Here is a 25,263-nt window from a genome sequence, read left to right on the forward strand (position 1 = left end):
TTGGGTTGCTTCAGATGAAATCGATAGCCTTGAGATAGTCGGCACCACGGCGCAGCAGGGCCGGGGATTTTTCCGGGTAGCGCGCGCCCATTTGCCGTACGCCGGACCGGGCGTTGTCATGGCGGATCAGCGAGATGTCGCCAATGTCTTCCTCGAAGCCGTTGAGGTAGAAACCCAGTACGCCAAACAGCGCGTTGTCGGTATCGACTCGCGCCAATTGCCGTTGCCAGTCAGCGATGCTCACCAGGGAGAATTCCCGGCCACTCTCGCGAAACGACGCGACGTAAGCGTCCCAGCTCAGCGGCTCGGGGTTGTGCAGGTTGAACACGGCTTGATGGGGTTGGTAACGGCTGGCGTGGAAGGCGATGAAACGGGCCAGGAAGTCCACCGGCATCAGGTCGAAATTGAGCGACAGGTCCGGCACCTGGCCGAGCTGGATCGAGCCCTTGAGCATCAGCATCAAGCGGTTCTTGTGGGGCTGGCAGACCCCGGTCTGGCTGTTGAAACTGATATTGCCGGGACGGAACAGATTGACCCGCACGCCCAGGTCGCGGGCCCGTTGCAGGATCCGCTCGCCGACCCATTTGGACAGGTTGTAGCCGTTCTTGATGTAGATCGGCGGTGTCTCGGCCGCCGGTAGTTCCAGCACCTGGCCCTCGGCGTCCAAGGCACTGGAGGCCGACAACGTCGAGACGAAGTTGAAGATCTTCTTGCTGCGCCCTTCGCACAGGCGCAGGCATTCGAAGATCGGCTCGACGTTGTCCCGCGCCAGGGACTCGTAGTCGAGCACATGATTGACGTGGGCGGCGTTGTGCACCAACGCGCCGAAAGTGCTGTCGAGGCGCAGGTAGATGTCGTCCGGCAAACCCAGTTGTGGTTGGGTGATGTCGGCGGCATAGACGCTGACCCGACCCAGGTCCAAATGCTCCAGGTGATTTTCCCGCAGGGCTTGGGCGAAGCGTTCGGCCGCGCTTTGCCCGGCGGATTCACGCACCAGGCACGCCACTTCCGTAGCTCCCCACGCCAGCAACGCCTCGACGATGTGCACACCGAGAAAGCTGTTGGCGCCGGTCACGATCACCTTGTGGACGTCACCGCTCCGACTGATGGGCAGTGGATCGAGGTTGAGCTCGGCTTCGGCGTCGATGAACGCCTGGGGACTGAGGGTCGATGTTTCACTTTGCCCAGGGCTGTCGAGCAACTTCGCCAGGGTGATCAGCGTCGGCGCTTCGATGAAGCGATTGATCGACAGGCTGCGCCCGAATGTCTGGCGAATGCTCAACAGCAGTCGCGACAGCAGGATCGAATGTCCACCGAGGTTGAAGAAACTTTCGTCGGTGGCGATGTCCTCCACCGGCAGTTCCAGCAGCTCGGCCCATAGTTGCTGGAGCTGTGTTTCCAAAGCGTTTTGCGGTTGGCGTCCCTGGCTGCCAGCCTGGACCGAGCCCGCCGTGGCAAGGAGCGCGCGGCGATCGACCTTGCCGTTGCTGGTGTAGGGCAGGCTGGGCAGTTCGACGTAGGCCGCCGGGTGCATGTAGTTGGGCAATGTGTTTTGCACATGCGCCCGCAAGGCCTGGAGCGCGGCGCCGGGCTGATCCTCCAGGGGCCCTGCCAGGAACGCCAGGATCCGCCGTCGCTCATCGACCCCCACCGCCACTTGGCGAAACAACTGGCAGTCGCGCAGGCAATGTTCGATCTCTTCGGGCTCGACCCGAAAGCCGCGGATCTTCACTTGGTTATCGCGACGGCCGCAGAGCTCGATCCCGTTGTCGGTCCATTGGCCGATGTCACCGGTGCGATAGACCCGCAGCGTCTGCCCGGTGGGCAGCTTCAGGTCGAGATAACGGCTGGCGGTCAGCACCGGATCGTTCAGGTACCCCAGGCCGACACCAGGCCCGGCGATGTACAACTCGCCGGGCGTACCCTCGGGCACGGGTTGCCGTTGTTCGTCGAGAATCAACACCTGCCCGTTGGCGATGGGCGTGCCCAGGTTGCGGTTGTTGTCGCCCACCGCAAATTGCCGGGTGGTCGCCAACACCGTGGTTTCCGTCGGGCCGTAGATGTTGTGGAACCGGCACTGCGGCGCCAGTCGCTCGATCACGTAAGGCTCGCAGACATCCCCGCCGGTAATCAGGTGCGCCAGCCCCAAGGGCGCGTCCAGCGGCATGACACTCAACAGCGCAGGTGGAAGGAAGGCGTGGCTGACACGCTGCTCACGAATCAACGCCACCAGTTGTTGCGGGTCGCGGCGCTGATCCTCGCTGGGCACGACCAACAGCCCGCCCTGGATGAAGGTCGGCAACATGTCCAGTAATGACGCGTCGAAGTTGATCGTGGAAAACTGCAACGCACGGCTGTCTCGCCGCAGCCCGACGTAGTCGCTGTACCAGGCGCAGAAATGGCTGAGGTTGCGATGGCTGAGCAAGACGCCTTTGGGCTGGCCGGTGGTGCCGGAGGTGTAGATCGCCACGGCCGGTTCGTCGATGTTGACGATCCGGCGAATCGTCGAGGCAGGAATGGCCGGCCTCGACGATGGCAGTCGATGGACGTTCAGCGTGGGTATCGACAGTTCATCCAGATCGCTGTTGCCGTCGTGGACCAACAGTTCCGCCCTGGCGTTTTCCAGAATGAAGCGCCGACGTTGCGCCGGGTGTTGCGGGTCCAGCGGCAGGTACACCGCCCCACACCCCAGCACTGCCAGGATGGCTGCGTACAGCGGCGCCGATTTTGGCAGGCACACGCCGATCACCCGTGGGCGATCGGTTGCTTCCCGCAGGCTTTCCGGCATGGCCTGCTGAATTCGCAGCACGGAATCGCGCAAGGACTTGTAGTCGATGGCTTGGCCTTCGACCCACAGCGCAGGTTGCGTTGCGTCATCGAGCATGCGCTGCTCGATGCTGTGCATCACCGGCACTTCGGCGGCGGCCAGCAGCCAGGGGACCGACGGCTGATTGAAGCGGTGTTCGAAGGCCAGCGGCTCCAGCACGTCCAGACCGTGGCCGGGGCCGGCAGCGTCATCCCGTGTCGCCGGCCAGTGGTCGAAGCAGTGCTCATCGCGCGACAACTGGCTGACCAGCTGTGCGGCATGCTCGACCACCGCCGCCATTGCGTGCAAACGCAACGACTGACCGTTGCCGCAGTCCTGCTCATGAATGACGTCTTGAAGCAGAATCCGCTGCGCGCCGTCGCGAAAAACCACCACCGGTTGTGGCAGCGCGTGGCCGGGCAAGGCCTGGAGTACCACGCGCACCTGAAGGCGGAAACGGGCCCCGAGGGCGCATGGCACCGTACCGTCGTCGATCAACAGGTCGAACGTGCCGTGGCCGGCCGGCGCCTTCGCGACGCCATGGCCATGTTCCTCAAGTTCCCGGGCCAGTTCGGCCATGGCCTGGCTGTTGCCAGCCAGTGTAATTTCGAGGCGTCTCATTGGAAGGTCCTCATGGGGTCAAGTAATCGGCCAGGGCGTCGCGCACGCAGGGGGACGCGAGCATCGAGCTGCCACGGAAAAAACGGGTGATGTTGCCCACCAGCGGGTGAAAGCGATTGATCGGATAAGCCAGCGCACTGGCGTCTTCGCGCAATGACTGGCGCACCGATTCGTCGACGGGCAAGTGGCTGATCAGCTCGAAATCGAAGGTCTGCTGCAGATCGCTCGCCAGGTAATCGGCGATGAACCCAGGCATCAACCGCGCAATCGCCTCGTGGTCTTCTTCGGGCGCGGTGCGCCAGTAAATCTGCACCAGCCGTGTCCAGAAACCGGAATGCCGGCCCTCATCCAGCAGATGATCGGCCATCAACCCCTTGATCGAGGCCTTGACCGAATCGTCCCGGGCGAAGGCGGCCACTTCGTTGGTCACGGTGTTCTCGGCGATGGCGATGCAGATCAGTTCCACGGCGCTGAGCAAATGCTCCGGCGCCCGCGCCAGGGTGGTGGGAATCGCGCGGCTGAGTTCGATCTGCTGGGGCAGCGGGATCGGCGTGATGCCGGTCATGTCGATGGTTTGCTGCATGAAATCCATCGCCACCAAGGCGTGGTAATCCTCATCCACCACCACCGTCATCGCGTCGTAGCGACAGGCGAACGGAAACTCGATGCCGAAGCGATTCTTGGCGATACGCCGGGCGGTGTGGTCCACCAGCTCGGTCTCGAAAATCACCACGTCGTTGATGAATTTGTAGAGGCTCTGTACCAGGACAAAATCACGCAACTGCGGGCAATGGCTCAGGAAGGTCTGGCTGTGCACCAGCGGCTGGCGGCTCATGGGGAAGATCAACTTGTCGTCGTCTTCGACCCGGCGCCGTGGCCGGGTGCGGATGGTGGCGCGGCTTTCCCAGGCGTCGGCGAAGGATTGGTATTGGATGGCGTTCATGGCGTCACCTGCGCAACAGGCTGGGCCATGCTCTGGCGCAGGCCATCCCACAGCGCCGCACGGCTATGGACGGCGGCAATGGCGGCCGCCAGGACTTCGCGCTCGCGTTGCGGGTCGCCGTCGATCAACCGCGCCAGCAGTTTTTCCGCCGCCGGGCCATGGTCTTCGGAGTCCACCTCGATGTGCCGTTGCAGGTAGTACCGAAACGTCGGCGCCTGGTCCAGGCCAATACCCCAGGCGTCCAGCATGCGCTGGAACATTTGCGGGATGACGCTCTCGCGACCGTGCACGAACGCGGCGGCGACGCTGTGGGCCGGCGCGTGCAGGGCGGTGTGCAGCGTTTGACGCACAAACTGCGCGGCGGCGGGCTCGACTTCGACGCTGTCCAGCGCCGTGTCGGGGCTGACGCCCTCTTGCTGCAGGGCGATGAATCGTTCGATCGGCCGGGTGTCCGCGCCGACCTCGCGCATGGCGTCCAGGTACAGTTCGAAATGGCTGCAATAGCCCGCGCCGGGGCGGTCGTCGGACTCTTCGCCCAAGACAATCTCGTTGATCAGTCGCGCAGCGTGCGGGTCGGCCGGGGGCAGCCACGGCAGATGTACGCAGGTCAGTTCCCGTTGCAGGCGCTTGGTCAGGGACATGAAGTCCCAAACGGCGAAGACATGACTTTCCATAAAGCGGCGCAACAGGTCGATTGATGTTATTTCGGAAAAAACCGGGTGTTGGCCAAGTTCGTGTTTTTTCAGAGATAGTTGTTCTTTGGTTGGCTGCATTGGAACGTCCTCATCAATGATGTTTGTCCGGAAGTTGCTCGCTTTCTTTTCAAGAGGCGAGCAAGTGCTTGAACCGGAGTCCATGGGTTGTTAGTACTTCTGGTTATTGCGCGATTCGGGTCGCTGCGCCTGTGCTAGAGGCGTTTTGTCAGGGTTGTAATGGTCGATACCAATTCGACGAGTTAAAAATTAGTACAAGACTTAAAGGCCATGCAAGTTATTTCTCAGTTATTTAAAGTTGCTGTTTTATTGGGCGCGAAGAGGCTGGTTAAAACTTTTGTTTTAAGTTTTATTGAGGCGAAGTTGCTCCTTCCGATTTATAACTATCAGAATCGAATGTTTCGAGTGAATGCCTCACTCGGAGCACTTCAGGGATCGGGAAAGTAAGAAGTAAGTGTTTTAAGGGCGGGGTGCCGGTCGGACTACCGGCCCTTCCGCCAGTTGGGCGACGCTCCTTGCGTAATGGCTTCGATTCGCCTGGCTACCACCGGGCGCTGACTTCTTCAGGTCTATTTTTGAATCGACAAGCGCAAGAGTGAGCCCAAATCGACAGCAGTTCCATCGGACTGATGCCACGACGGGACGCAATCGCGGCCGGGCCGTGGTGGCTAGGCAACCCAGGTGTGGGAAGGATGTGTAAGAAAATACTGCGCCGGCCAGATGGCCGGCGCTGGGGGGCGACTCGATTAACGTTCCAGGTGCCGACGCATAGTGACGGAGGCTTTCTCCAGATGGGTTTCGAGCAGAAGAACCGCTTGATCGATATCTTTGGCTTTCGCGGCGTCGAGCATCGCGCGATGGTCATCCTGGGTCAGCTTGCCCAGGCCCATGGACGATAGGTGAAAACGCAGGAAGCGTTCTTCTTCGTTGAGTTCACGCTCGATGAGGTCCAGCAGCTTGGCGTTGGGCGCCTTGTGGTAAAGCGACATGTGGAACAAGCGGTTGAGCCTGGCGATCTCGGCGTAATTGGTCTGCCCTTCGAGCTGTTCGATGTATTGGGCGGCCATGGCCAAGTCGTTGTCGTCGAGCAGCGGGATGGACAGGCGCAGGGCGAAGCCTTCCAGGACCGAACGCAGGGCATAGGTCTCGACCGCATTGCTGGTGATCAACGGCGCCACAACGGCACCCTTGTGCTGGACCACCGTGAGCAACGATTGCGCCTCGAGCTGACGCAACGCCTCGCGCACCGGCATGCGGCTGACGCCGAACAGATCCGCCAGTTCCTGCTGGCGCACAGCGGTGCCACTGGGCAAGCGTCCGTCGAGAATGGCCTCGCGCAGGGAGCTTTCGATGATCGAGCGCGCCTGGGCTGCGGGAATGGGGCCGTTGACCTGGATAGTGCTTAACGGTTTGGGCTTCTGTGTCACGACAACACCTGACTGGTAGTAACGAAATTGGATCCAAGCCAACATTAGTTACAGATTGCCAAGCCGTCAAAGTCTCGCGGCGCCGGTTCCTGAACTAGAGTTTAGTCTGCTTGCGGTGATTGCAACCTGCCATTGTCTTTTGCCGGGCCAGGCTTCACCATCCAACGAATTTTCCAACCGCCCTTTCGGACGTATTTCCCTTGGCTGCACCTTTCCCAGTCCTCAGGTTCTTGCGCTGGCTGTGCTCGGCATTGCTGCTGGCGGGCCTGATGCTGGGTGGCCTGCACGCCGACTGGGACTTTGCGCAGATCAGCCGGCGGGCGCAAGCATTATATGGACCGTTGGGGGAAGGGCAGCAGCGGATCGATGCATGGCAGGAATTGTTGGCGACGCAGAAGCAGATTCCGGAATTGGAACAGCTCAAGGTGGTGAACCTGTTTTTCAACAAGAAGGTGCGCTACGTGGAAGACATCGACCTGTGGCGGGAGGTCGATTACTGGGAAACCCCGATCCAGGCGCTGTGGAAGGGCGCAGGCGATTGCGAGGACTACGCGATTGCCAAGTACTTCAGCCTGCGTCACCTCGGCGTTTCCAGTGACAAGCTGCGCATCACCTACGTCAAGGCCCTGCGGCAGAACCGTGCGCACATGGTGCTCACCTACTACGCCACCCCTGAGGCGATGCCGCTGGTACTCGACAGCCTGATCGACGGCATCCTGCCGGCCAGCCAGCGAACCGACTTGCTCCCGGTCTACTCCTTCAACGCCGAGGGACTGTGGCTGCCGGGCACCAAGGGCAACAAGAAAGTGAGTGATACCAAGCGCCTGTCGCGGTGGCAGGATGTATTGAAGAAAATGCAGGCCGAAGGTTTTCCGGTCGAGACGACTAACTAGGAGCGCGCGCTCAGATGTCCTTGTTCAAACAGCTGTTGATCGCTATTTGTCTGTTCCTGGTAGTTGCCTTCAGCGGCAGCTTCATGGTCAGCCTGGAGAGCTCGCGGGCCCAGTACGTCAATCAACTGCGTTCCCACGCCCAGGACGCAGCCACGGCACTGGCACTGTCCTTGACGCCGAACATCGACGACCCGGCGATGGTCGAGCTGATGGTCAGCTCGATCTTCGACAGCGGCTACTACGCAAGCATCCGCGTGGTCGATGTGGCCACCGACAAGACCCTGGTCGAGCGCACCGGTACCCCTGACGCCGGCAGCGTTCCTCAGTGGTTCATCAAGCTCATTGGCCTGGAGCCGGCCGGCGGCGACGCGATTGTCAGCCGCGGTTGGGAGCAGGCGGCGCGGGTCGAAGTGGTCAGCCATCCGATGTTCGCCCTCGCCAAGCTGTGGCAGAGCGCCCTGGGCAGCCTGGGCTGGCTATTGCTGTGCGGCGCCGTGAGCGCGGTGTTGGGAGCCTTGCTGCTGCGTCGCCAGCTCAAGCCGCTGGACTACATGGTGCATCAGTCCCACGCCATCGCCCGGCGCGAATTCCTGAGCCTGCCGGAGCTGCCACGTACGCCTGAACTGCGCCGGGTGGTGCAGGCGATGAACCAGATGGTCGAGAAGCTCAAGGCACTGTTCCAGGAGCAGGCCGAGCGCAGCGAGAAGCTGCGGATCGAGTCGTACCAGGACAACCTCACCGGATTGGCCAACCGGCGCTATTTCGAGATGCAGTTGCATGCACGGGTGAGCAATCCCGAGCAGGCCAGTTCCGGTTATCTGCTGTTGTTGCGGGTCAAGGACCTCGCCGGTCTGAACCAGCGGCTGGGCGGGCAGCGCACTGACCAGTTGCTCAAGGCCGTGGGTGAGCAATTATTGCGTGAGTGCGCTCGGTACCCGGAAACCCATAACCTGGTGACGCGCATTCGCGGTGGTGAGTTCGCCGTGCTGGCGCCCGGACTGGTCCGTGAGGAGGCGCTGCAACTGGCGCAAAACCTCGAAGCGGCGTTGGCGAGCCTGCATGCCACCGGCGCGACGGACATGGCGACGGTGGCCTCCATCGGGCTGGCGCCGTTCGTCCATGGCGACTCGCCGCAAGCGGTGCTCCAGCTCGGCGACCAGGCGTTGGCCCAGGCCGAAAGCCAGGGCGAACCGAGCTGGGCCTGCCTGGATCACAGCGCATCGGCCAGCGTCGGCGATGATCACCATGCCTGGCACAACCTGCTTGACCAGGCCCTGGACAATCAACGTTTCGAGCTGTACTTCCAACCCGTGGTGGCCGCCCAGGACACCCAGGTGGTGCTGCATTACAAGGTGCTTTCGCGGCTGCTGGACGAGCAGGGCCAGACAATCCCTGCCGGGCGTTTCCTGCCTTGGCTGGAGCGCTTTGGCTGGACCGCGCGACTGGATCGCCTGATGCTCGAACAGGTGCTCAAGCAGATGACCGGACACGAGCAGTCCTTGGCGTTGAACCTGTCTTCCGCCACGCTGGCCGATCCGCAGGCGCTGGCCAAGGTTTTTGAAATACTGCGGTCCCACTCCAACCTTGGGTCGCGCCTGACGCTGGAGATTGGTGAAGAGCAACTGCCCGAGCAAGCGGTGCTGGAGCAGTTGACCCGGCAGTTGCGCGAGCTTGGTTTCTCCCTGAGCCTGCAGCGCTTTGGTGGGCGGTTCAGCATGATCGGCAACTTGTCGCGGCTGGGGTTGGCCTATCTGAAGATCGATGGCAGTTACATTCGCGCGATTGATCAGGAGAGCGACAAGCGTCTGTTCATTGAAGCTATCCAGCGTGCCGCCCATAGTATTGATCTGCCGTTGATTGCTGAGCGGGTGGAGACGGAGGGGGAGTTGGCGGTGATTCGGGAGATGGGGTTGTTTGGGGTGCAGGGGCAGTTGGTGGGTGAGCCTCGGCGTTGGGGGTGAGGGTTGTTGGCTAATTTTTGACCGGGTACATATCCGTTACTGCGGTCACGGCGGCTTAGGGTTCCGCCCTTACGGCGGCTTACTTTTTTTCAGACGCCAAAAAAAGTAAGCAAAAAAGGCTCGCCCCACCACTCGGTGCCTCGCCGAGGCTCGGCATGCCCTCACTCCGGCATTGCTCCGTGGGCCCGCCGCGATGGGCCATCCATGGCCCTGCGCGGCTAACCCGGCATCCATGCCGGGTTGCCCGCTCCACAATGCCTGCGTTCGGCCATCGTGGTTAACGGGGCCTGGCAGATCAAAAGCAAAAGCCAAAGCAAAAGCCAAAGCCAAAGCAAAAGCCAAAGCCAAAGCCAAAGCAAAAGCGAGGCGGCTTGATGGCCGATCTGGTTCTTGGTGAGACCGCGTTTGCCCTGTGGGAGCGAGCCTGCTCGCGAAGACAATCGAACGGTCGATGAAGATGTGAATGCACTGGCCTCTTCGCGAGCAGGCTCGCTCCCACAGGATTTGCGGCAAACCTGCATCGGGCTGCTGCTGGAAATCCGATGTGGGAGCGAGCTTGCTCGCGATAGCGGTGGTTCAGCTAAATAAATGCTGGCAGACACCTTGCCCTTGCCCTTGCCCTTGCCCTTGCCCTGCTTTTGATCTTGATCTTGATCTCGACGCCCCGTTAACCACGCTGGCCGAACGCAGGCGTTGCGCAGTGGGCGTCCCGGCATGGATGCCGGGATAGCCGCGCTGGGCCAGGGACGGCCCTTCGCGGCGGGCCCACGGAGCAATGCCGGAGTGAGGGCACACCGAGCCTGGGCGAGGTGCCGAGTGGTGGGGTAATATACGGATCACCCACATGGGTTACAAAAAAGTGCACTCACATAGGTAACACCCGGAGTGTCACGTAGCCATCAATGGCATCTCTTACATCAATCCGTCCAAGGATGATTGGACCGAAGATAACATCCCAGATCCCGTCCTCTATTTGCTCCAGTCCAATGGTCTGGTGCTTGAGCACATAGCCGACGTAGATCCTTACACCACGACGATTGACGATGCCCGAGCAGTCCGCTTGGAGGCTATCGATATGGCTCGGGTAGGTCATCTCGGGAAGCTTCTCGGGATATTGGCGGGACGAAGGCTCATAGCAGGACGCGGGTGTCTTCTGATTAAGAGCCTCGTGCAAACGCTCATAGTTGTAATGTTGCCTGAAACGATCAAAGTGCCGTTGTTGAGCCTCCCACGCTACTGCAGGGGGTGACGGAAGAGTGCTTTTCAACGTTCGATGCATACGTTCATGTCGGCCATTTTGCTCCGGCCTGCCGGGGGCGATCCGCTCGGGAATGATCCCTAGACGCAACCACCAGATGGACAACTGGGAAAGGCCCGCACGCCCTTTGCTCGCAAACGGAACACCATTGTCGGTACGAATGCGCTCCGGCAGACCATGTTCACGAAACACCTGAGTAAACACCGCCTGGGTTTCCTGGAAATTGGTGCTAGCCATGCTGTGGCAAGCGAGCAAGAAACGACTGGCATGGTCCATGATCGTCAATGGATAGCACCAGACGCCCGCACCTGTCAGGAATTGGCCTTTGTAATCGGCGCTGAATAGCTGGTTGGGAGCCTCTGCTTTCTGCAGTGGTTTGGGATAAACCGCCACTCGTTGACGCAATCGGCGTGGTTTGACCAGCTCAGCTTTCTTTAGGATGTTGTAGATCGACGTCTTTGATGGCGGCGCCTGGTCAGGAAAACGCTCGAGCAAAGCCGCCTGAATTTTCTTGGGGCCAGGCTCTGTCTCACCCCGACCGCGTAACTCAATGATCGCCTCACGGACAGCCAGCGGCACTACCCATTCCTGGGTAAGCCGACGACGGCTATGTTCTTCCAGTCCGGCGGGCCCTTCCCTCTCATACCGCTCGACCCATTTATAGCCAGTCTTGCGGCTGATCTCGTAGGCTTGGCAAAGCGCACTGAAGCTGGGCGGGCCTTTGATGAAGTCCGCAATGAACAGCAGTTTCAGGTCCATAGGTTTCAGCTCTCGCCATGGCATGGTCAGATCCTCGAAAACCGACCCTGCCAGTTAAAAACTGTTACCTATGTGAGTGAACTGATTTGTAACCCATGTGGGTGAGTCATACCCCCACAGCGTTTTTGGTTACTTTTTTGGCGTCTGAAAAAAGTGACCCGCTGTAAGAGCGGAACCGCCAGCAGCCGTTACCGCAGAAATGGATCCACCCCCTAAAAGCCAGGTCCTAGGAGATTTCCTTCAAGTTCTGGCGAAGTTGGTGAACTTGTCCGGCGTCCATCTAGTGGCTAGTCTGGGTTTGTCACTGAAAAAACGGTGACACGGACGTGCAAGTCCGAAGAAACTGTTTAGGATGCGACGCTACATCGCTCATGGGCTTTTTTCTGTCCACTGGCTTTATGGCGGCTGCACGCGGGAGATCCTTGGATCTGCCGGGTGTCCTAAACAGGCCCGGTCTTGCACACCTGCGTACGGCCGCCACCCTCATTCGCGTGCAAGCGAACGGTGACGGTTTCCACTTAACTGTTTAGGAAATCTCAAATGTTCAAAGCAACTCCAAATCCGCCAGGAAGCCCTGGCAACGCCTCTGACAAATCCTCGAAATCCAAAAAACTCGACGAAGCCGCCGAACGCGTCCTCGACTATTACCTCAACCCCAAACCCGCCGATCAATCCTCGAACAAATCCCAAGGGCCCCAACTCTTCATGGTCGCCCCGGACATCGACACCGAAACACTACTGGCCAACGCCTCCGAAGACCTGCTGTCCATCAGCGCCATCGCCGCCAACCTGGCAGATGACGTCGACGGCTCGCGCCGCAGCGTGATCCTGGCGATCAGCCGCATGGCGGATGGGGTGCATTTGCTGGTGGAACGGGCGATGGATCGGCTTGAGGTTCAAGCCACTATCTGAAAGACCTGTGGTGAATTGAAGACCGCTTTCGCGAGCAAGCTCGCTCCCACACTGATCTGTGTTGAACCGAAATATCGAAATCAACACAAAATGAACTGTGGGAGCGAGCTTGCTCGCGAAGGCGTCAGCCCAGACAATTCCAAACCCGTGGCGAGGGGATTTATCCCCGTTGGGCTGCGTAGCAGCCCCAGATACTTAAAGGTGAACTGCCTGACACACCGAGGCGGCTGGGTTTTAGGGCCGCTGCGCAGCCCAGCGGGGATAAATCCCCTCGCCACAGGTTTTTTTGTGCTGCTCAGGCTGGTGTTAAATCAACCCCTTCTCATCATCATCGATCAACCGGCTCAGCCCACCCAGCGCTTCACGGGCCTGGTTGCGGTCCATCAGCTTGGCCTGGGCCGCGGGTGGCAGGTCGGTGACGCGAATGACGCCTTTGCTGGTCAGCACCTGGATCAAGTCATCGAGTACCCGGATCATCTCCAAGTCGCTTTGCTTGAGCTGCTTGAGGCTGTTTTCTACTGCCTGGTTGGCGAACCAGTCCTGGATTTCATGGTTGTCGGCCGGCAAGGTCTCGGTGGCCTCGGCGTAAGCGGTGGCTTCGACGCGCACCAGCAGGCCTTGTGCATCACGTTGCACATAAAACATCGGGCATCCCTCATGTATGAAGCGGCGTCATGCTGGGCAGCATAGGCCAACCAGGGGGCGTTTGAACACTTATCCGTGGCGAGGGAGCTTGCTCCCGCTGGGCTGCTCGGCAGCCCTAAAAACAGGGCCGCTTCGCGCCCCAGCGGGAGCAAGCTCCCTCGCCACGGGGTCCGTGTCAGCGTCAGCTGTTGTTGTGATCGATCTTGATGGTCGGATCACTGCCGGCGATGAGGGAGTTCAGGTTGATGTTCGACCAGTTGTTGCCTTCGAGCTTGATCGTCACGTCCGGCGCCGCTGCGCTGTTGGCCGTGTTGAACTGGCCGGTGGTGCTGACTTGCAAGGAGGAAACGCCATCGACCGTGGTGATTTTCAGGAAGTGGTCGATGGTACTGCCGGTTTCGCCCTGCAGCAGGTCCCGCAGATCGATCCGATCACCGTCGCCGGCCTTGAAGTCCTTGATCACGTCAGTACCGGTGTCGCCGGATTTCCAGACGAAGGTGTCGCCGCCCAGGCCACCGATCAGGGTGTCGTTGCCCTTGCCGCCGATCAGGGTATCGGCACCGCTGCCACCGAGCAGGATGTCATTGCCCTTGCCACCGTCCAGCAGGTCGTTGCCGCCCTGGCCGAACAGGATGTCGTTACCGGCGCCGCCCAGCAGGGTGTCGTTGCCATCATGCGCGCCAGACACATCGAACGCGGTGTAGTGCTCGGTGATGTACTGGTGCACGTTGCTGGTGGTGATCTTGCTGACGTCGACGCCGCTTTGCTGGGCCACGAACGACTGGATCGCCTGGTAACCCTCGCCGGTGATGCCGTTGAAGCTCACCAGATCGCCGAAGAGGATGTCATTGCCGTCGCCGCCATTGACCGTGTCGGCACCTGGCAACGTCGCTTCGGTGTGGCCGATGATCGAGTTGGCCAGGTCCTTGGGGTCGATGTTGGTTTGCGGCTTGCCATCGGAGTCGTACGGCTTGAGGTCGTCAAGGGTCACGCCGTTGTTCAGGCCGATGGCTTCAACGTTGCTCAAGCCTTTGAGCAGGGTGAAGCTGGCCGTTGAGCCGGCTGCTGCCGAGGCGTCGCTCCACCCGCCGCCGTCCACGTTGGAGAACTCGAACGTACCGTTGCCCTCGGCATGCACCGTGCCGACGTAGTCTTTATTCCAATTCTTGCCGTTCTTGATCGACAGGAACATGTCCCCATTTTCTTCGATGGTGAATTTGTGTGTGCTGTCGATCGTCTGGGTGTAGTACTTGCCAACGGTGTAGTTGGCCGCGCTCAGGACGTCGTCGAGCTTGACGGTGCCGTACAACACTGGGTTCGTCTCTTCGCCGGACTGGTAGCGCGTTGGCTCACCGTCGGTGATGAAGTACGTCAGGTTCTTCGCACCGGTATTGCTCAGGGCCTGGGTGCTGTTGAAGAAGTTTGCGGTGGTCTTGAACACGTCTTCATAGTTGGTATTGCCGCCGGACACCATCGAGTCGAGCACGTTCTTGAGCAGTGTCAGCGCGTTCGGATCGTTGAGGTTGACCGCAACGTTCTTGTTGACCTGGTTATCGAAGTCCGCCAGGAAGATGTTCACCGTCCCGGAGTTGCTGCCCAGGCTCTGCTTGAGGGTGTTGAACACTTGGGTCAACGAGTTCTTCGCGGCGGTGACGGACGAGTCGCTCATGCTGCCGGAGCTGTCGACCATGAAGGCGATGTTGTAGTTGACGCCCGGCACCACGGTCAGTCCGCCGATGTCGGCGACCACGATGTCGTTGCCGTCGGTACCGGTGACATTGTCGCTGCCGGAGGTAGCGGTGGCGGCGTTATAGGTCGCCGGGTAAACGGTGACCGGGATCTGCGCGGTCGTCACTGCCGATCCGCCGAGGGATTCGGTGGAGGTCGACGTTACCGTCAGGTTGATCTGGCCGTTGTAGTAGGTCGGTGGCGTCAGGTTCAGACTGCCCAGGTTCCAGCCAGTCACGGAGGCCTCGCCGTTGGCACCGACGATCGCGGTGTGGCCGGCGCCGTCGCTCAGCACGCTGCCTTCCGGCATGCCGCCGATTTTCACGCTCAGGCTTTCGGAGCCGTCGGTGTCGGTCAGGGCGGTGGTGATCTTCGACAGGTTCACGCTGCCGCCTTCGCCACCTTCGTTGAGCTTGAAGCCGTCGTAGTAGCCTTCGCCGTTGGTACCGTGCAGGTCGGAAACGCTGACCCCGGCGTTCGTCAGGTCGGTGACGCCGGTGTAGAGCGGTACGCCGGCACTGCTCAGGTCTACCGGCGTGCTGCCGTTGATCGACAGGTTCACGTCATAGCTGCCCGGGCCGGTCTGGTTGTGGTGGTAGATGTCCAGGGTGTAGTAGCCGCTGCTGGTCGGGGTGAACGACCCATTGAGCTGGCCACCCGCGCCCCAGGTGATACCCGCCACGTCCTTGCCGCCGACAGTCACCAACAGGCTGTCATCGCCCGTGCCACTGAAGGTATAGGTCTTGCCAGCTTCCAGGAAAATCAGCCCCGAGGTCTTCGACGCGGTGCCCGGATTGACGTTGCTGTCGTTCTGGACGTTGGTCACGTTGGTGCTGCTGTTCGGCGTGCCGGCGGCATCGATCACCGACTTGAGTGTGCCGGACGGCGCGCCGCTGCCATCGGTGCCCAGGCCCGACAGGCCGGTCCAGACTTCCTTGATCAAGCCAGTGGAGGTCACGTTGTTGCCGGCCACGTTGAGGGTCGGTGCGTCGGCAGTCGGCGTGATGTCGATCTTCACGGTGCCGGTGTTGCCCAGCGCCTGGCCGTCGGTAGGCTGGAACTTGATCTGCGTGTAGTCAGCCTGTTGGTTGCCCACGCCGCTGCCACCGTAGCCATTGGTCCCGGATTCATTGGCATCTGGCGTGAAGCGCAGCTTGCCGGCATCGATATCGGCCTTGGTGAAGGTCTGGTTGTTGGCCACGTCCTTCCAGGTCGCACCGTCCAGGTACTGCAGCTTGCCATCGCCAGGCAGCCCGGTGATTTTCACGCCCTGGCTGGCGGCGGAGCTGTCCACGTCGCTGACGCCGAAGGTCGACCAGCCAAGCACCAGCGAAGTGTCTTCGGTACCGGTCACCGAACCGCCCGTGGCGACCGGTGCATCGTTGACGCCGACCACGTTCACGGTGGTGGTGGCGGTGTTGGAGTAGCTTGCGCCGTCAGTCACCGTCACGGTGATCACGCGCGGTACGCTGCTCGGGTCTTCGCTGTTGTTGATGAAGCTGATGTTCTTGATCTGCTGCATGTAGTCGGCCAGCGTCGCATTGCCCGTCAGCGTCAGGACGACTTTGCCGTCGGTGCTGTTGGCGTTGATGCTGATGCCGTTGACGCTGTTGCCCAGGTTCAGATGATCGCCAGGCTGACGGTTGGTCAGCACGATGGTGGCGCCGGTCAGCATCGTGCTGTCCGGGTCGGTGATCTTCAGGTCGGTGTCGGCGATGGACACGCCCGGGCCGGAAGTGCCTTCGGTGAAGGTCACCTGGTAGTCGGCGCCGGTCTTGCCGCTGGAATCGTTGGCATCCAGGTCAAGCGCAGGCGGCGTGTCGTTGTCGATGATCGACGTACTGACGCTGCCGTTGGTCCCACTGACCGCCAGGTGCTCGAAATTGCCGCCAGTGGCCGAGTCGATCTTGACCACGAAGTTTTCAGTGCCTTCGGTGATCTTGTCGTCCAGGGTGGCCACGTTGAAGTTGGCGCTGGTGGCGTTGGCCGGAATCTTCACGGTGTAGACGCCGGTAAAGTCCGAGCCGTCGGCGGCGGTACCGCTGTAGACGATCTTCACCGTCACTTCGGTTTGCGCCGGGTTCGTCAGGCTGACGGTGTACGTGGCGGCCTGGCCTTCGGTGACGGAGGTGCTGCCGCTGATGCTGACGGTGGTGTTGTCGACAGTGTCGCCCACGGCCGTCGACGCGCCGGCGCTATTGACGCCGATGGCTTCGAGATTGCCTCCGGAGGCCGATTTGATCGACTCGGTGATGGACGGCGCACCGGTGTAGACATCGTTGCCGACATGCACATCGAGCGCACCCGAGCTTGCACCGGCTGCGATGGTGATGGTCTTACCGCTTTCCAACGTTACGGTCACTGGACCGTTTTGCGCGGTGACCGGTTTACCGTCGGCACCGGTCAGCGTGGCGGTGTAGGTGATGGTGCCGTTTTCATTCACGGTCGGCGTAGCGGTCAATGTCACCGTGGTGGTGTCGTCGACATCGCTGACGACGGTGCTGACTGGAGCGGTGTTTGGCGCGATGGCTTCGAGATTACCGCCGGATGCATCTTTGATCGACTCGGTGACAGTCGTTGGGCCCTGGTACACGTCGTTGCCGACAGGCACATCGAGCGCACCTGAGCTTGCACCGGCTGCGATGGTGATGGTCTTGCCGCTGTCCAGGGTGACGGTCACCGGACCGTTCTGAGCAGTGACAGGTTTGCCGTCGGCACCGGTCAGAGTGGCGGTATAAGTGATGGTGCCGTTTTCGTTCACGGTCGGTGTGGCGGTCAATGTCACCGTGGTGGTGTCGTTGACATCGCTAACGATGGTGCTGACCGGAGCGGTGTTAGGAGCAATGGCTTCCAAGTTACCGCCCGATGCCGAAGCAATCGATTCGGTGACGGTGGTTGGGCCTTGGTACACGTCATTGCCGACAGGCACATCGAGCGCACCCGAGCTTGCGCCGGCTGCGATGGTGATGGTCTTACCGCTTTCCAACGTTACGGTCACTGGACCGTTTTGCGCGGTGACCGGTTTACCGTCGGCACCGGTCAGCGTGGCGGTGTAGGTGATGGTGCCGTTTTCATTCACGGTCGGCGTAGCGGTCAATGTCACCGTGGTGGTGTCGTCGACATCGCTGACGACGGTGCTGACTGGAGCGGTGTTTGGCGCGATGGCTTCGAGATTACCGCCGGATGCATCTTTGATCGACTCGGTGACAGTGGTTGGGCCTTGGTACACGTCGTTGCCGACAGGCACATCGAGCGCACCCGAGCTTGCGCCCGCAGCGATGGTGATGGTCTTGCCGCTGTCCAACGTAACGGTCACAGGACCGTTCTGCGCGGTGACCGGTTTTCCGTCAGCACCGGTCAGAGTTGCGGTGTAAGTGATCGTGCCGTTTTCATTCACGGTTGGCGTAGCGGTCAGCGTCACCGTGGTGGTGTCGTTGACGTCGCTGACGACGGTGCTGACTGGAGCGGTGTTCGGTGCGATGGCTTCGAGGTTGCCACCGGATGCATCTTTGATCGACTCGGTGACGGTCGTTGGGCCTTGGTAGACGTCATTACCGACAGGCACATCGAGCGCGCCCGAGCTTGCGCCCGCAGCGATGGTGATGGTCTTGCCGCTTTCCAGGGTCACGGTCACAGGACCGTTTTGCGCGGTGACAGGTTTGCCGTCGGCGCCGGTCAGGGTGGCGGTGTAGGTAATGGTGCCGTTTTCATTCACGGTCGGTGTGGCGGTCAATGTCACCGTGGTGGTGTCGTTGACATCGCTAACGATGGTGCTGACCGGAGCGGTGTTAGGAGCAATGGCTTCCAAGTTACCGCCCGATGCCGAAGCAATCGATTCGGTGACGGTGGTTGGGCCTTGGTACACGTCATTGCCGACAGGCACATCGAGCGCACCCGAGCTTGCGCCGGCTGCGATGGTGATGGTCTTACCGCTTTCCAACGTTACGGTCACTGGACCGTTTTGCGCGGTGACCGGTTTACCGTCGGCACCGGTCAGCGTGGCGGTGTAGGTGATGGTGCCGTTTTCATTCACGGTCGGCGTAGCGGTCAATGTCACCGTGGTGGTGTCGTCGACATCGCTGACGACGGTGCTGACTGGAGCGGTGTTTGGCGCGATGGCTTCGAGATTACCGCCGGATGCATCTTTGATCGACTCGGTGACAGTCGTTGGACCTTGGTACACGTCGTTGCCGACAGGCACATCGAGCGCACCCGAGCTTGCGCCCGCAGCGATGGTGATGGTCTTGCCGCTGTCCAGGGTGACGGTCACCGGACCGTTCTGAGCAGTGACAGGTTTGCCGTCGGCACCGGTCAGAGTGGCGGTATAAGTGATGGTGCCGTTTTCGTTCACGGTTGGCGTAGCGGTCAATGTCACCGTGGTGGTGTCGTTGACGTCGCTGACGACGGTGCTGACTGGAGCGGTGTTCGGTGCGATGGCTTCGAGGTTGCCACCGGATGCATCTTTGATCGACTCGGTGACGGTCGTTGGGCCTTGGTAGACGTCATTGCCGACAGGCACATCGAGCGCGCCCGAGCTTGCGCCCGCAGCGATGGTGATGGTCTTGCCGCTTTCCAGGGTCACGGTCACAGGACCGTTTTGCGCGGTGACAGGTTTGCCGTCGGCGCCGGTCAGGGTGGCGGTGTAGGTAATGGTGCCGTTTTCATTCACGGTCGGTGTGGCGGTCAATGTCACCGTGGTGGTGTCGTTGACATCGCTAACGATGGTGCTGACCGGAGCGGTGTTAGGAGCAATGGCTTCCAAGTTACCGCCCGATGCCGAAGCAATCGACTCGGTCACAGTGGTTGGGCCTTGGTACACGTCGTTGCCGACAGGCACATCGAGCGCACCCGAGCTTGCGCCCGCAGCGATGGTGATGGTCTTGCCGCTGTCCAACGTTACGGTCACTGGACCGTTTTGCGCGGTGACCGGTTTTCCGTCGGCACCGGTCAGGGTCGCGGTGTAGGTGATCGTGCCGTTTTCATTCACGGTCGGTGTGGCGGTCAATGTCACCGTGGTGGTGTCGTTGACATCGCTAACGATGGTGCTGACCGGAGCGGTGTTAGGAGCAATGGCTTCCAAGTTACCGCCCGATGCCGAAGCAATCGACTCGGTCACAGTGGTTGGGCCTTGGTACACGTCGTTGCCGACAGGCACATCGAGCGCACCCGAGCTTGCGCCCGCAGCGATGGTGATGGTCTTGCCGCTGTCCAACGTTACGGTCACTGGACCGTTTTGCGCGGTGACCGGTTTTCCGTCGGCACCGGTCAGGGTCGCGGTGTAGGTGATCGTGCCGTTTTCATTCACGGTTGGCGTCGCGGTCAGCGTCACGGTGGTGGTGTCATCGACATCGCTAACGATGGTGCTGACAGGCGCGGTGTTCGGCGCGATGGCTTCGAGGTTGCCGCCCGATGCCGAGGCAATCGACTCGGTCACAGTGGTTGGGCCTTGGTACACGTCGTTGCCGACAGGCACATCGAGCGCGCCTGAACTTGCGCCGGCGGCGATGGTGATGGTCTTGCCGCTTTCCAACGTTACGGTCACCGGACCGTTCTGAGCAGTGACAGGTTTGCCGTCGGCACCGGTCAGAGTGGCGGTGTAAGTGATCGTGCCGTTTTCATTCACGGTTGGCGTGGCGGTCAATGTCACCGTGGTGGTGTCATTGACATCGCTGACCACGGTGCTGACCGGAGCGGTGTTAGGAGCAATGGCTTCCAAGTTACCGCCCGATGCCGAAGCAATCGATTCGGTGACGGTGGTTGGGCCTTGGTACACGTCGTTGCCGACAGGCACATTGAGCTCACCCGAACTTGCGCCGGCTGCAATAGTGATGGTCTTGCCGCTTTCCAGGGTGACGGTCACCGGACCGTTCTGAGCGGTGACGGGTTTTCCGTCAGCACCGGTCAGAGTTGCGGTGTAAGTGATCGTGCCGTTTTCATTCACGGTTGGCGTGGCGGTCAATGTCACCGTGGTGGTGTCATCGACATCGCTAACGATGGTGCTGACCGGCGCGGTGTTTGGCGCGATGGCTTCGAGGTTGCCGCCCGATGCCGAAGCAATCGACTCGGTGACGGTCGTTGGGCCTTGATACACGTCGTTGCCGACCGGCACATCGAGCTCACCCGAACTTGCGCCGGCTGCAATAGTGATGGTCTTGCCGCTTTCCAGGGTGACGGTCACCGGACCGTTCTGAGCGGTGACGGGTTTTCCGTCAGCACCGGTCAGAGTTGCGGTGTAAGTGATCGTGCCGTTTTCATTCACGGTTGGCGTGGCGGTCAATGTCACCGTGGTGGTGTCATCGACATCGCTAACGATGGTGCTGACCGGCGCGGTGTTTGGCGCGATGGCTTCGAGGTTGCCGCCCGATGCCGAAGCAATCGACTCGGTGACGGTCGTTGGGCCTTGATACACGTCGTTGCCGACAGGCACATCGAGCGCACCCGAACTTGCGCCGGCTGCAATAGTGATGGTCTTGCCGCTTTCCAACGTTACGGTAACCGGACCGTTCTGAGCGGTGACGGGTTTTCCGTCAGCACCGGTCAGAGTTGCGGTGTAAGTGATCGTGCCGTTTTCATTCACGGTTGGCGTGGCGGTCAATGTCACCGTGGTGGTGTCATCGACATCGCTAACGATGGTGCTGACCGGCGCGGTGTTTGGCGCGATGGCTTCGAGGTTGCCGCCCGATGCCGAAGCAATCGACTCGGTGACGGTCGTTGGGCCTTGATACACGTCGTTGCCGACAGGCACATCGAGCGCACCCGAACTTGCACCGGCAGCGATGGTGATGGTCTTGCCGCTTTCCAAAGTCACAGTCACTGGACCGTTCTGCGCAGTGACGGGTTTGCCGTCGGTGCCGGTCAGGGTGGCGGTGTAGGTGATGGTGCCGTTTTCGTTCACGGTCGGTGTGGCGGTCAATGTCACCGTGGTGGTGTCGTTGACGTCGCTGACGATGGTGCTAACTGGAGCAGTGTTTGGAGCAATGGCTTCGAGATTACCGCCGGATGCATCTTTGATCGATTCGGTGACAGTCGTTGGACCTTGGTACACGTCGTTGCCGACAGGCACATTGAGCTCACCCGAGCTTGCGCCCGCAGCGATGGTGATGGTCTTGCCGCTGTCCAACGTGACGGTCACAGGACCGTTCTGAGCGGTGACAGGTTTCCCATCGGCCCCGGTCAGGGTGGCGGTGTAGGTGATGGTGCCGTTCTCGTTCACGGTCGGCGTAGCGGTCAATGTCACCGTGGTGGTGTCATCGACATCGCTAACGATGGTGCTGACCGGCGCGGTGTTTGGCGCAATGGCTTCGAGGTTGCCGCCCGATGCCGAAGCAATCGACTCGGTGACGGTCGTTGGGCCTTGATACACGTCGTTGCCGACCGGCACATCGAGCGCACCTGAGCTTGCACCGGCAGCGATGGTGATGGTCTTGCCGCTGTCCAGGGTGACGGTCACCGGACCGTTCTGAGCAGTGACAGGTTTGCCGTCGGCACCGGTCAGAGTGGCGGTGTAAGTAATCGTGCCGTTTTCATTCACGGTTGGCGTGGCGGTCAATGTCACCGTGGTGGTGTCATTGACATCGCTGACCACGGTGCTGACCGGAGCGGTGTTAGGAGCAATGGCTTCCAAGTTACCGCCCGATGCCGAAGCAATCGATTCGGTGACGGTGGTTGGGCCTTGGTACACGTCGTTGCCGACAGGCACATCGAGCGCGCCTGAACTTGCGCCGGCGGCGATGGTGATGGTCTTGCCGCTTTCCAACGTTACGGTCACCGGACCGTTTTGTGCGGTGACAGGTTTGCCGTCTGCGCCGGTCAGCGTGGCGGTGTAGGTGATGGTGCCGTTTTCGTTCACGGTCGGTGTGGCGGTCAATGTCACCGTGGTGGTGTCATTGACGTCGCTAACCACGGTGCTCGCAGGCGCGGTGTTCGGTGCGATGGCTTCCAGGTTGCCGCCCGTCGCGGTACTGATGCTTTCCGTGACAGTGGTCGGACCTTGGTAGACGTCATTACCGACAGGCACATCGAGCGCACCTGAACTTGCACCGGCAGCGATGGTGATGGTTTTGCCGCTTTCCAGGGTCACGGTCACAGGACCGTTTTGCGCGGTGACCGGTTTACCGTCGGCACCGGTCAGGGTGGCGGTGTAGGTGATGGTGCCGTTTTCGTTCACGGTTGGCGTAGCGGTCAGCGTCACGGTGGTGGTGTCGTTGACATCGCTGACGATGGTGCTGACCGGAGCGGTGTTAGGAGCAATGGCTTCCAAGTTACCGCCCGATGCCGAAGCAATCGATTCGGTGACGGTGGTTGGGCCTTGATACACGTCATTGCCGACAGGCACATCGAGCGCGCCTGAACTTGCGCCGGCGGCGATGGTGATGGTCTTGCCGCTTTCCAACGTTACGGTCACCGGACCGTTTTGTGCGGTGACAGGTTTGCCGTCTGCGCCGGTCAGCGTGGCGGTATAAGTGATGGTGCCGTTTTCATTCACGGTCGGCGTGGCGGTCAATGTCACCGTGGTGGTGTCATCGACATCGCTAACGATGGTGCTGACCGGCGCGGTGTTTGGCGCAATGGCTTCGAGGTTGCCGCCCGATGCCGAAGCAATCGACTCGGTGACGGTCGTTGGGCCTTGATACACGTCGTTGCCGACAGGCACATCGAGCGCACCCGAGCTTGCGCCCGCAGCGATGGTGATGGTCTTGCCGCTGTCCAACGTAACGGTCACAGGACCGTTCTGCGCGGTGACGGGTTTTCCGTCAGCACCGGTCAGAGTTGCTGTGTAAGTGATCGTGCCGTTTTCATTCACGGTTGGCGTGGCGGTCAATGTCACCGTGGTGGTGTCGTTGACATCGCTGACCACGGTGCTGACCGGAGCGGTGTTAGGAGCAATGGCTTCCAAGTTACCGCCCGATGCCGAAGCAATCGACTCAGTCACGGTGGTCGGGCCTTGGTAGACGTCATTACCGACCGGCACATCGAGCGCGCCCGAGCTTGCACCCGCAGCGATGGTGATGGTCTTACCGCTGTCCAAAGTCACGGTCACTGGACCGTTCTGCGCGGTGACCGGTTTGCCGTCGGCACCGGTCAGGGTGGCGGTGTAGGTGATGGTGCCGTTTTCGTTCACGGTCGGTGTGGCGGTCAATGTCACCGTGGTGGTGTCATCGACATCGCTAACGATGGTGCTGACCGGAGCGGTGTTAGGAGCAATGGCTTCCAAGTTACCGCCCGATGCCGAAGCAATCGATTCGGTGACGGTGGTTGGGCCTTGGTACACGTCGTTGCCGACAGGCACATTGAGCTCACCCGAGCTTGCGCCCGCAGCGATGGTGATGGTCTTGCCGCTTTCCAAAGTCACAGTCACTGGACCGTTCTGAGCGGTGACAGGTTTACCGTCAGCACCGGTCAGGGTCGCGGTGTAGGTGATCGTGCCGTTTTCATTCACGGTCGGCGTAGCGGTCAGCGTCAGGGTAGTGGCATCTACCGAGTCGGTAATCGTAGTCACCGCAGGCGCCGTGCTCGGCACCAGATTCTCAAAGTTACCGCCGGTTGCGCCAGTGATCGTGGTGCTGACGGTGCTGCCGTTGTTGTAAACGTCATTGGCCGGGGTATCGACCGCCACGGTACCAGTCGTGGCGCCCGCAGCAATGTTGATCACCGCGCCGTTGCTCAAGGTCACAGTCACCGGGGTCTGAGCCGGATTGGTCAGCGTCGCGGTGTAAGTGATCTGGCCGCCTTCGGTAATCGTGTTGTTCGCGCTCAGGGTGACGGTGGTGGTGTCGATGGTGTCGGTGATCTGGGTCACTGCCGGCGTGGTCGGCACGGTCACGGCGATGCCGCTGCCGCCGGTGGTGCCCGTAACGGTCACGCTGATCTGGCTTGGGTCGTTGTAGACGGTGTCGTTCGGCGCGAGCGGTACGTTGACGCTACCGGTCAGTTGTCCGGCCTGGATCACGATGACCGCACCGTTGGACAAGGTCACGGTCAGGTTGGTCAGTGGCGCCTGGGTAACGGTTGCGGTGTAGACCAGCACGCCGCCGGCTTCGGTGATGGTCGGCGTGGCGCTCAGGCTCATGGTCGCATTGAGCACGGCGTTGGCTGTCGTATCGGTGGTGTCGCCACCCAAGGTGTTGTTGTCGGTCGCGGCGGCCGCAGCGAGGCCTGCGGTCGGGAAGCCGATCGTCGGATCGACGCTGCCGGCCGTGGCGTCCAGCACGACGAAGCTGTGGCCGCCACCGGCGGCGCCACCTGTACCCGCGGCGGTTGGGCCTGCGGCGGTGGCTTCCAGGGCGGTCGTCGGGTCGACGCCGGCGGCGATGGCTTGCTGCAACTCATCTACAGACGGCGCGGCTTGGGCTGTGGCCTGTTCGAGGTCGGTGGAGGAGTCCGGAGCGCTGGCGCTCCACTGAGTGTCGCGGCCCAGGTCCAGCGTGCGGCCATCGGCCAGCTCCAATGTGACGGCGCCGGCAGGGCCGGTGTCCAACTGGTCGCCCACATTCAGGCGATCGCCCTCAATGAGTACGCGCCGAATACCTTCGGGGGATACGGCGAAAACCTGACCAACAATGCTTTTGACAACGGCAATAACACTGCTCATTGAAGA

Annotated in this window: 10 protein-coding genes; 3 read left to right on the forward strand and 7 right to left on the reverse strand. The window is 61.0% G+C overall.

Annotated elements, in window-relative coordinates; translation table 11 throughout:
• Positions 1-10 precede the first annotated feature (10 nt).
• The 4 genes from KSS97_RS01930 to KSS97_RS01945 form a co-directional block, all read right to left on the reverse strand.
• Positions 11-3,427, reverse strand: a complete 3,417-nt coding sequence (locus tag KSS97_RS01930) for a non-ribosomal peptide synthetase (RefSeq protein WP_217860907.1) — start codon at positions 3,425-3,427, stop codon at positions 11-13.
• A 10-nt stretch (positions 3,428-3,437) separates the two neighbouring features.
• A complete protein-coding gene (locus tag KSS97_RS01935; protein ID WP_030138479.1) occupies positions 3,438-4,370 on the reverse strand; it encodes a diiron oxygenase in 933 nt (310 codons plus the stop codon).
• Positions 4,367-5,143, reverse strand: a complete 777-nt coding sequence (locus KSS97_RS01940; protein WP_030138478.1) for a DUF3050 domain-containing protein — start codon at positions 5,141-5,143, stop codon at positions 4,367-4,369. The genes KSS97_RS01935 and KSS97_RS01940 overlap by 4 nt, the downstream gene beginning before the upstream one ends.
• 686 nt (positions 5,144-5,829) lie before the next feature.
• Positions 5,830-6,510 carry a GntR family transcriptional regulator gene (locus KSS97_RS01945; RefSeq protein WP_217860908.1) on the reverse strand — a complete coding sequence of 227 codons (681 nt, stop codon included), beginning with the start codon at positions 6,508-6,510 and terminating at the stop codon, positions 5,830-5,832.
• Between the two features lie 269 nt (positions 6,511-6,779).
• Here KSS97_RS01945 and lapG point away from each other — a divergent pair, with 269 nt between their 5' ends.
• Both lapG and lapD read left to right on the forward strand, forming a co-directional pair.
• Entirely contained in the window at positions 6,780-7,403 is a 624-nt protein-coding gene (gene lapG / locus KSS97_RS01950; RefSeq protein ID WP_438269632.1) for a cysteine protease LapG, read from the forward strand.
• Between the two features lie 14 nt (positions 7,404-7,417).
• Positions 7,418-9,364, forward strand: coding sequence for a cyclic di-GMP receptor LapD (lapD, locus tag KSS97_RS01955; RefSeq protein ID WP_030138475.1), 1,947 nt, complete (start codon positions 7,418-7,420; stop codon positions 9,362-9,364).
• A gap of 865 nt (positions 9,365-10,229) precedes the next feature.
• On the opposite strand, the gene KSS97_RS01960 is transcribed toward lapD, so the two are convergent.
• Positions 10,230-11,405 carry an integrase core domain-containing protein gene (locus KSS97_RS01960; protein ID WP_030138557.1) on the reverse strand — a complete coding sequence of 392 codons (1,176 nt, stop codon included), beginning with the start codon at positions 11,403-11,405 and terminating at the stop codon, positions 10,230-10,232.
• A 516-nt stretch (positions 11,406-11,921) separates the two neighbouring features.
• On the opposite strand from KSS97_RS01960, the gene KSS97_RS01965 reads away from it, so the two are divergent.
• Entirely contained in the window at positions 11,922-12,293 is a 372-nt protein-coding gene (locus tag KSS97_RS01965; protein WP_030138322.1) for a DUF6124 family protein, read from the forward strand.
• 306 nt (positions 12,294-12,599) lie between these two features.
• Here KSS97_RS01965 and KSS97_RS01970 read toward each other — a convergent pair whose 3' ends face one another.
• Positions 12,600-12,938: a hypothetical protein gene (locus tag KSS97_RS01970; RefSeq protein WP_014335964.1), complete on the reverse strand. Its 339-nt coding sequence runs from the start codon at positions 12,936-12,938 to the stop codon at positions 12,600-12,602.
• Positions 12,939-13,119: 181 nt separating this feature from the next.
• Entirely contained in the window at positions 13,120-25,257 is a 12,138-nt protein-coding gene (locus KSS97_RS01975) for a retention module-containing protein (protein WP_217860914.1), read from the reverse strand.
• Between the last annotated feature and the right edge of the window lie 6 nt (positions 25,258-25,263).

Source organism: Pseudomonas alvandae, assembly GCF_019141525.1.
In the GTDB taxonomy this organism is placed as follows: domain Bacteria; phylum Pseudomonadota; class Gammaproteobacteria; order Pseudomonadales; family Pseudomonadaceae; genus Aquipseudomonas; species Aquipseudomonas alvandae.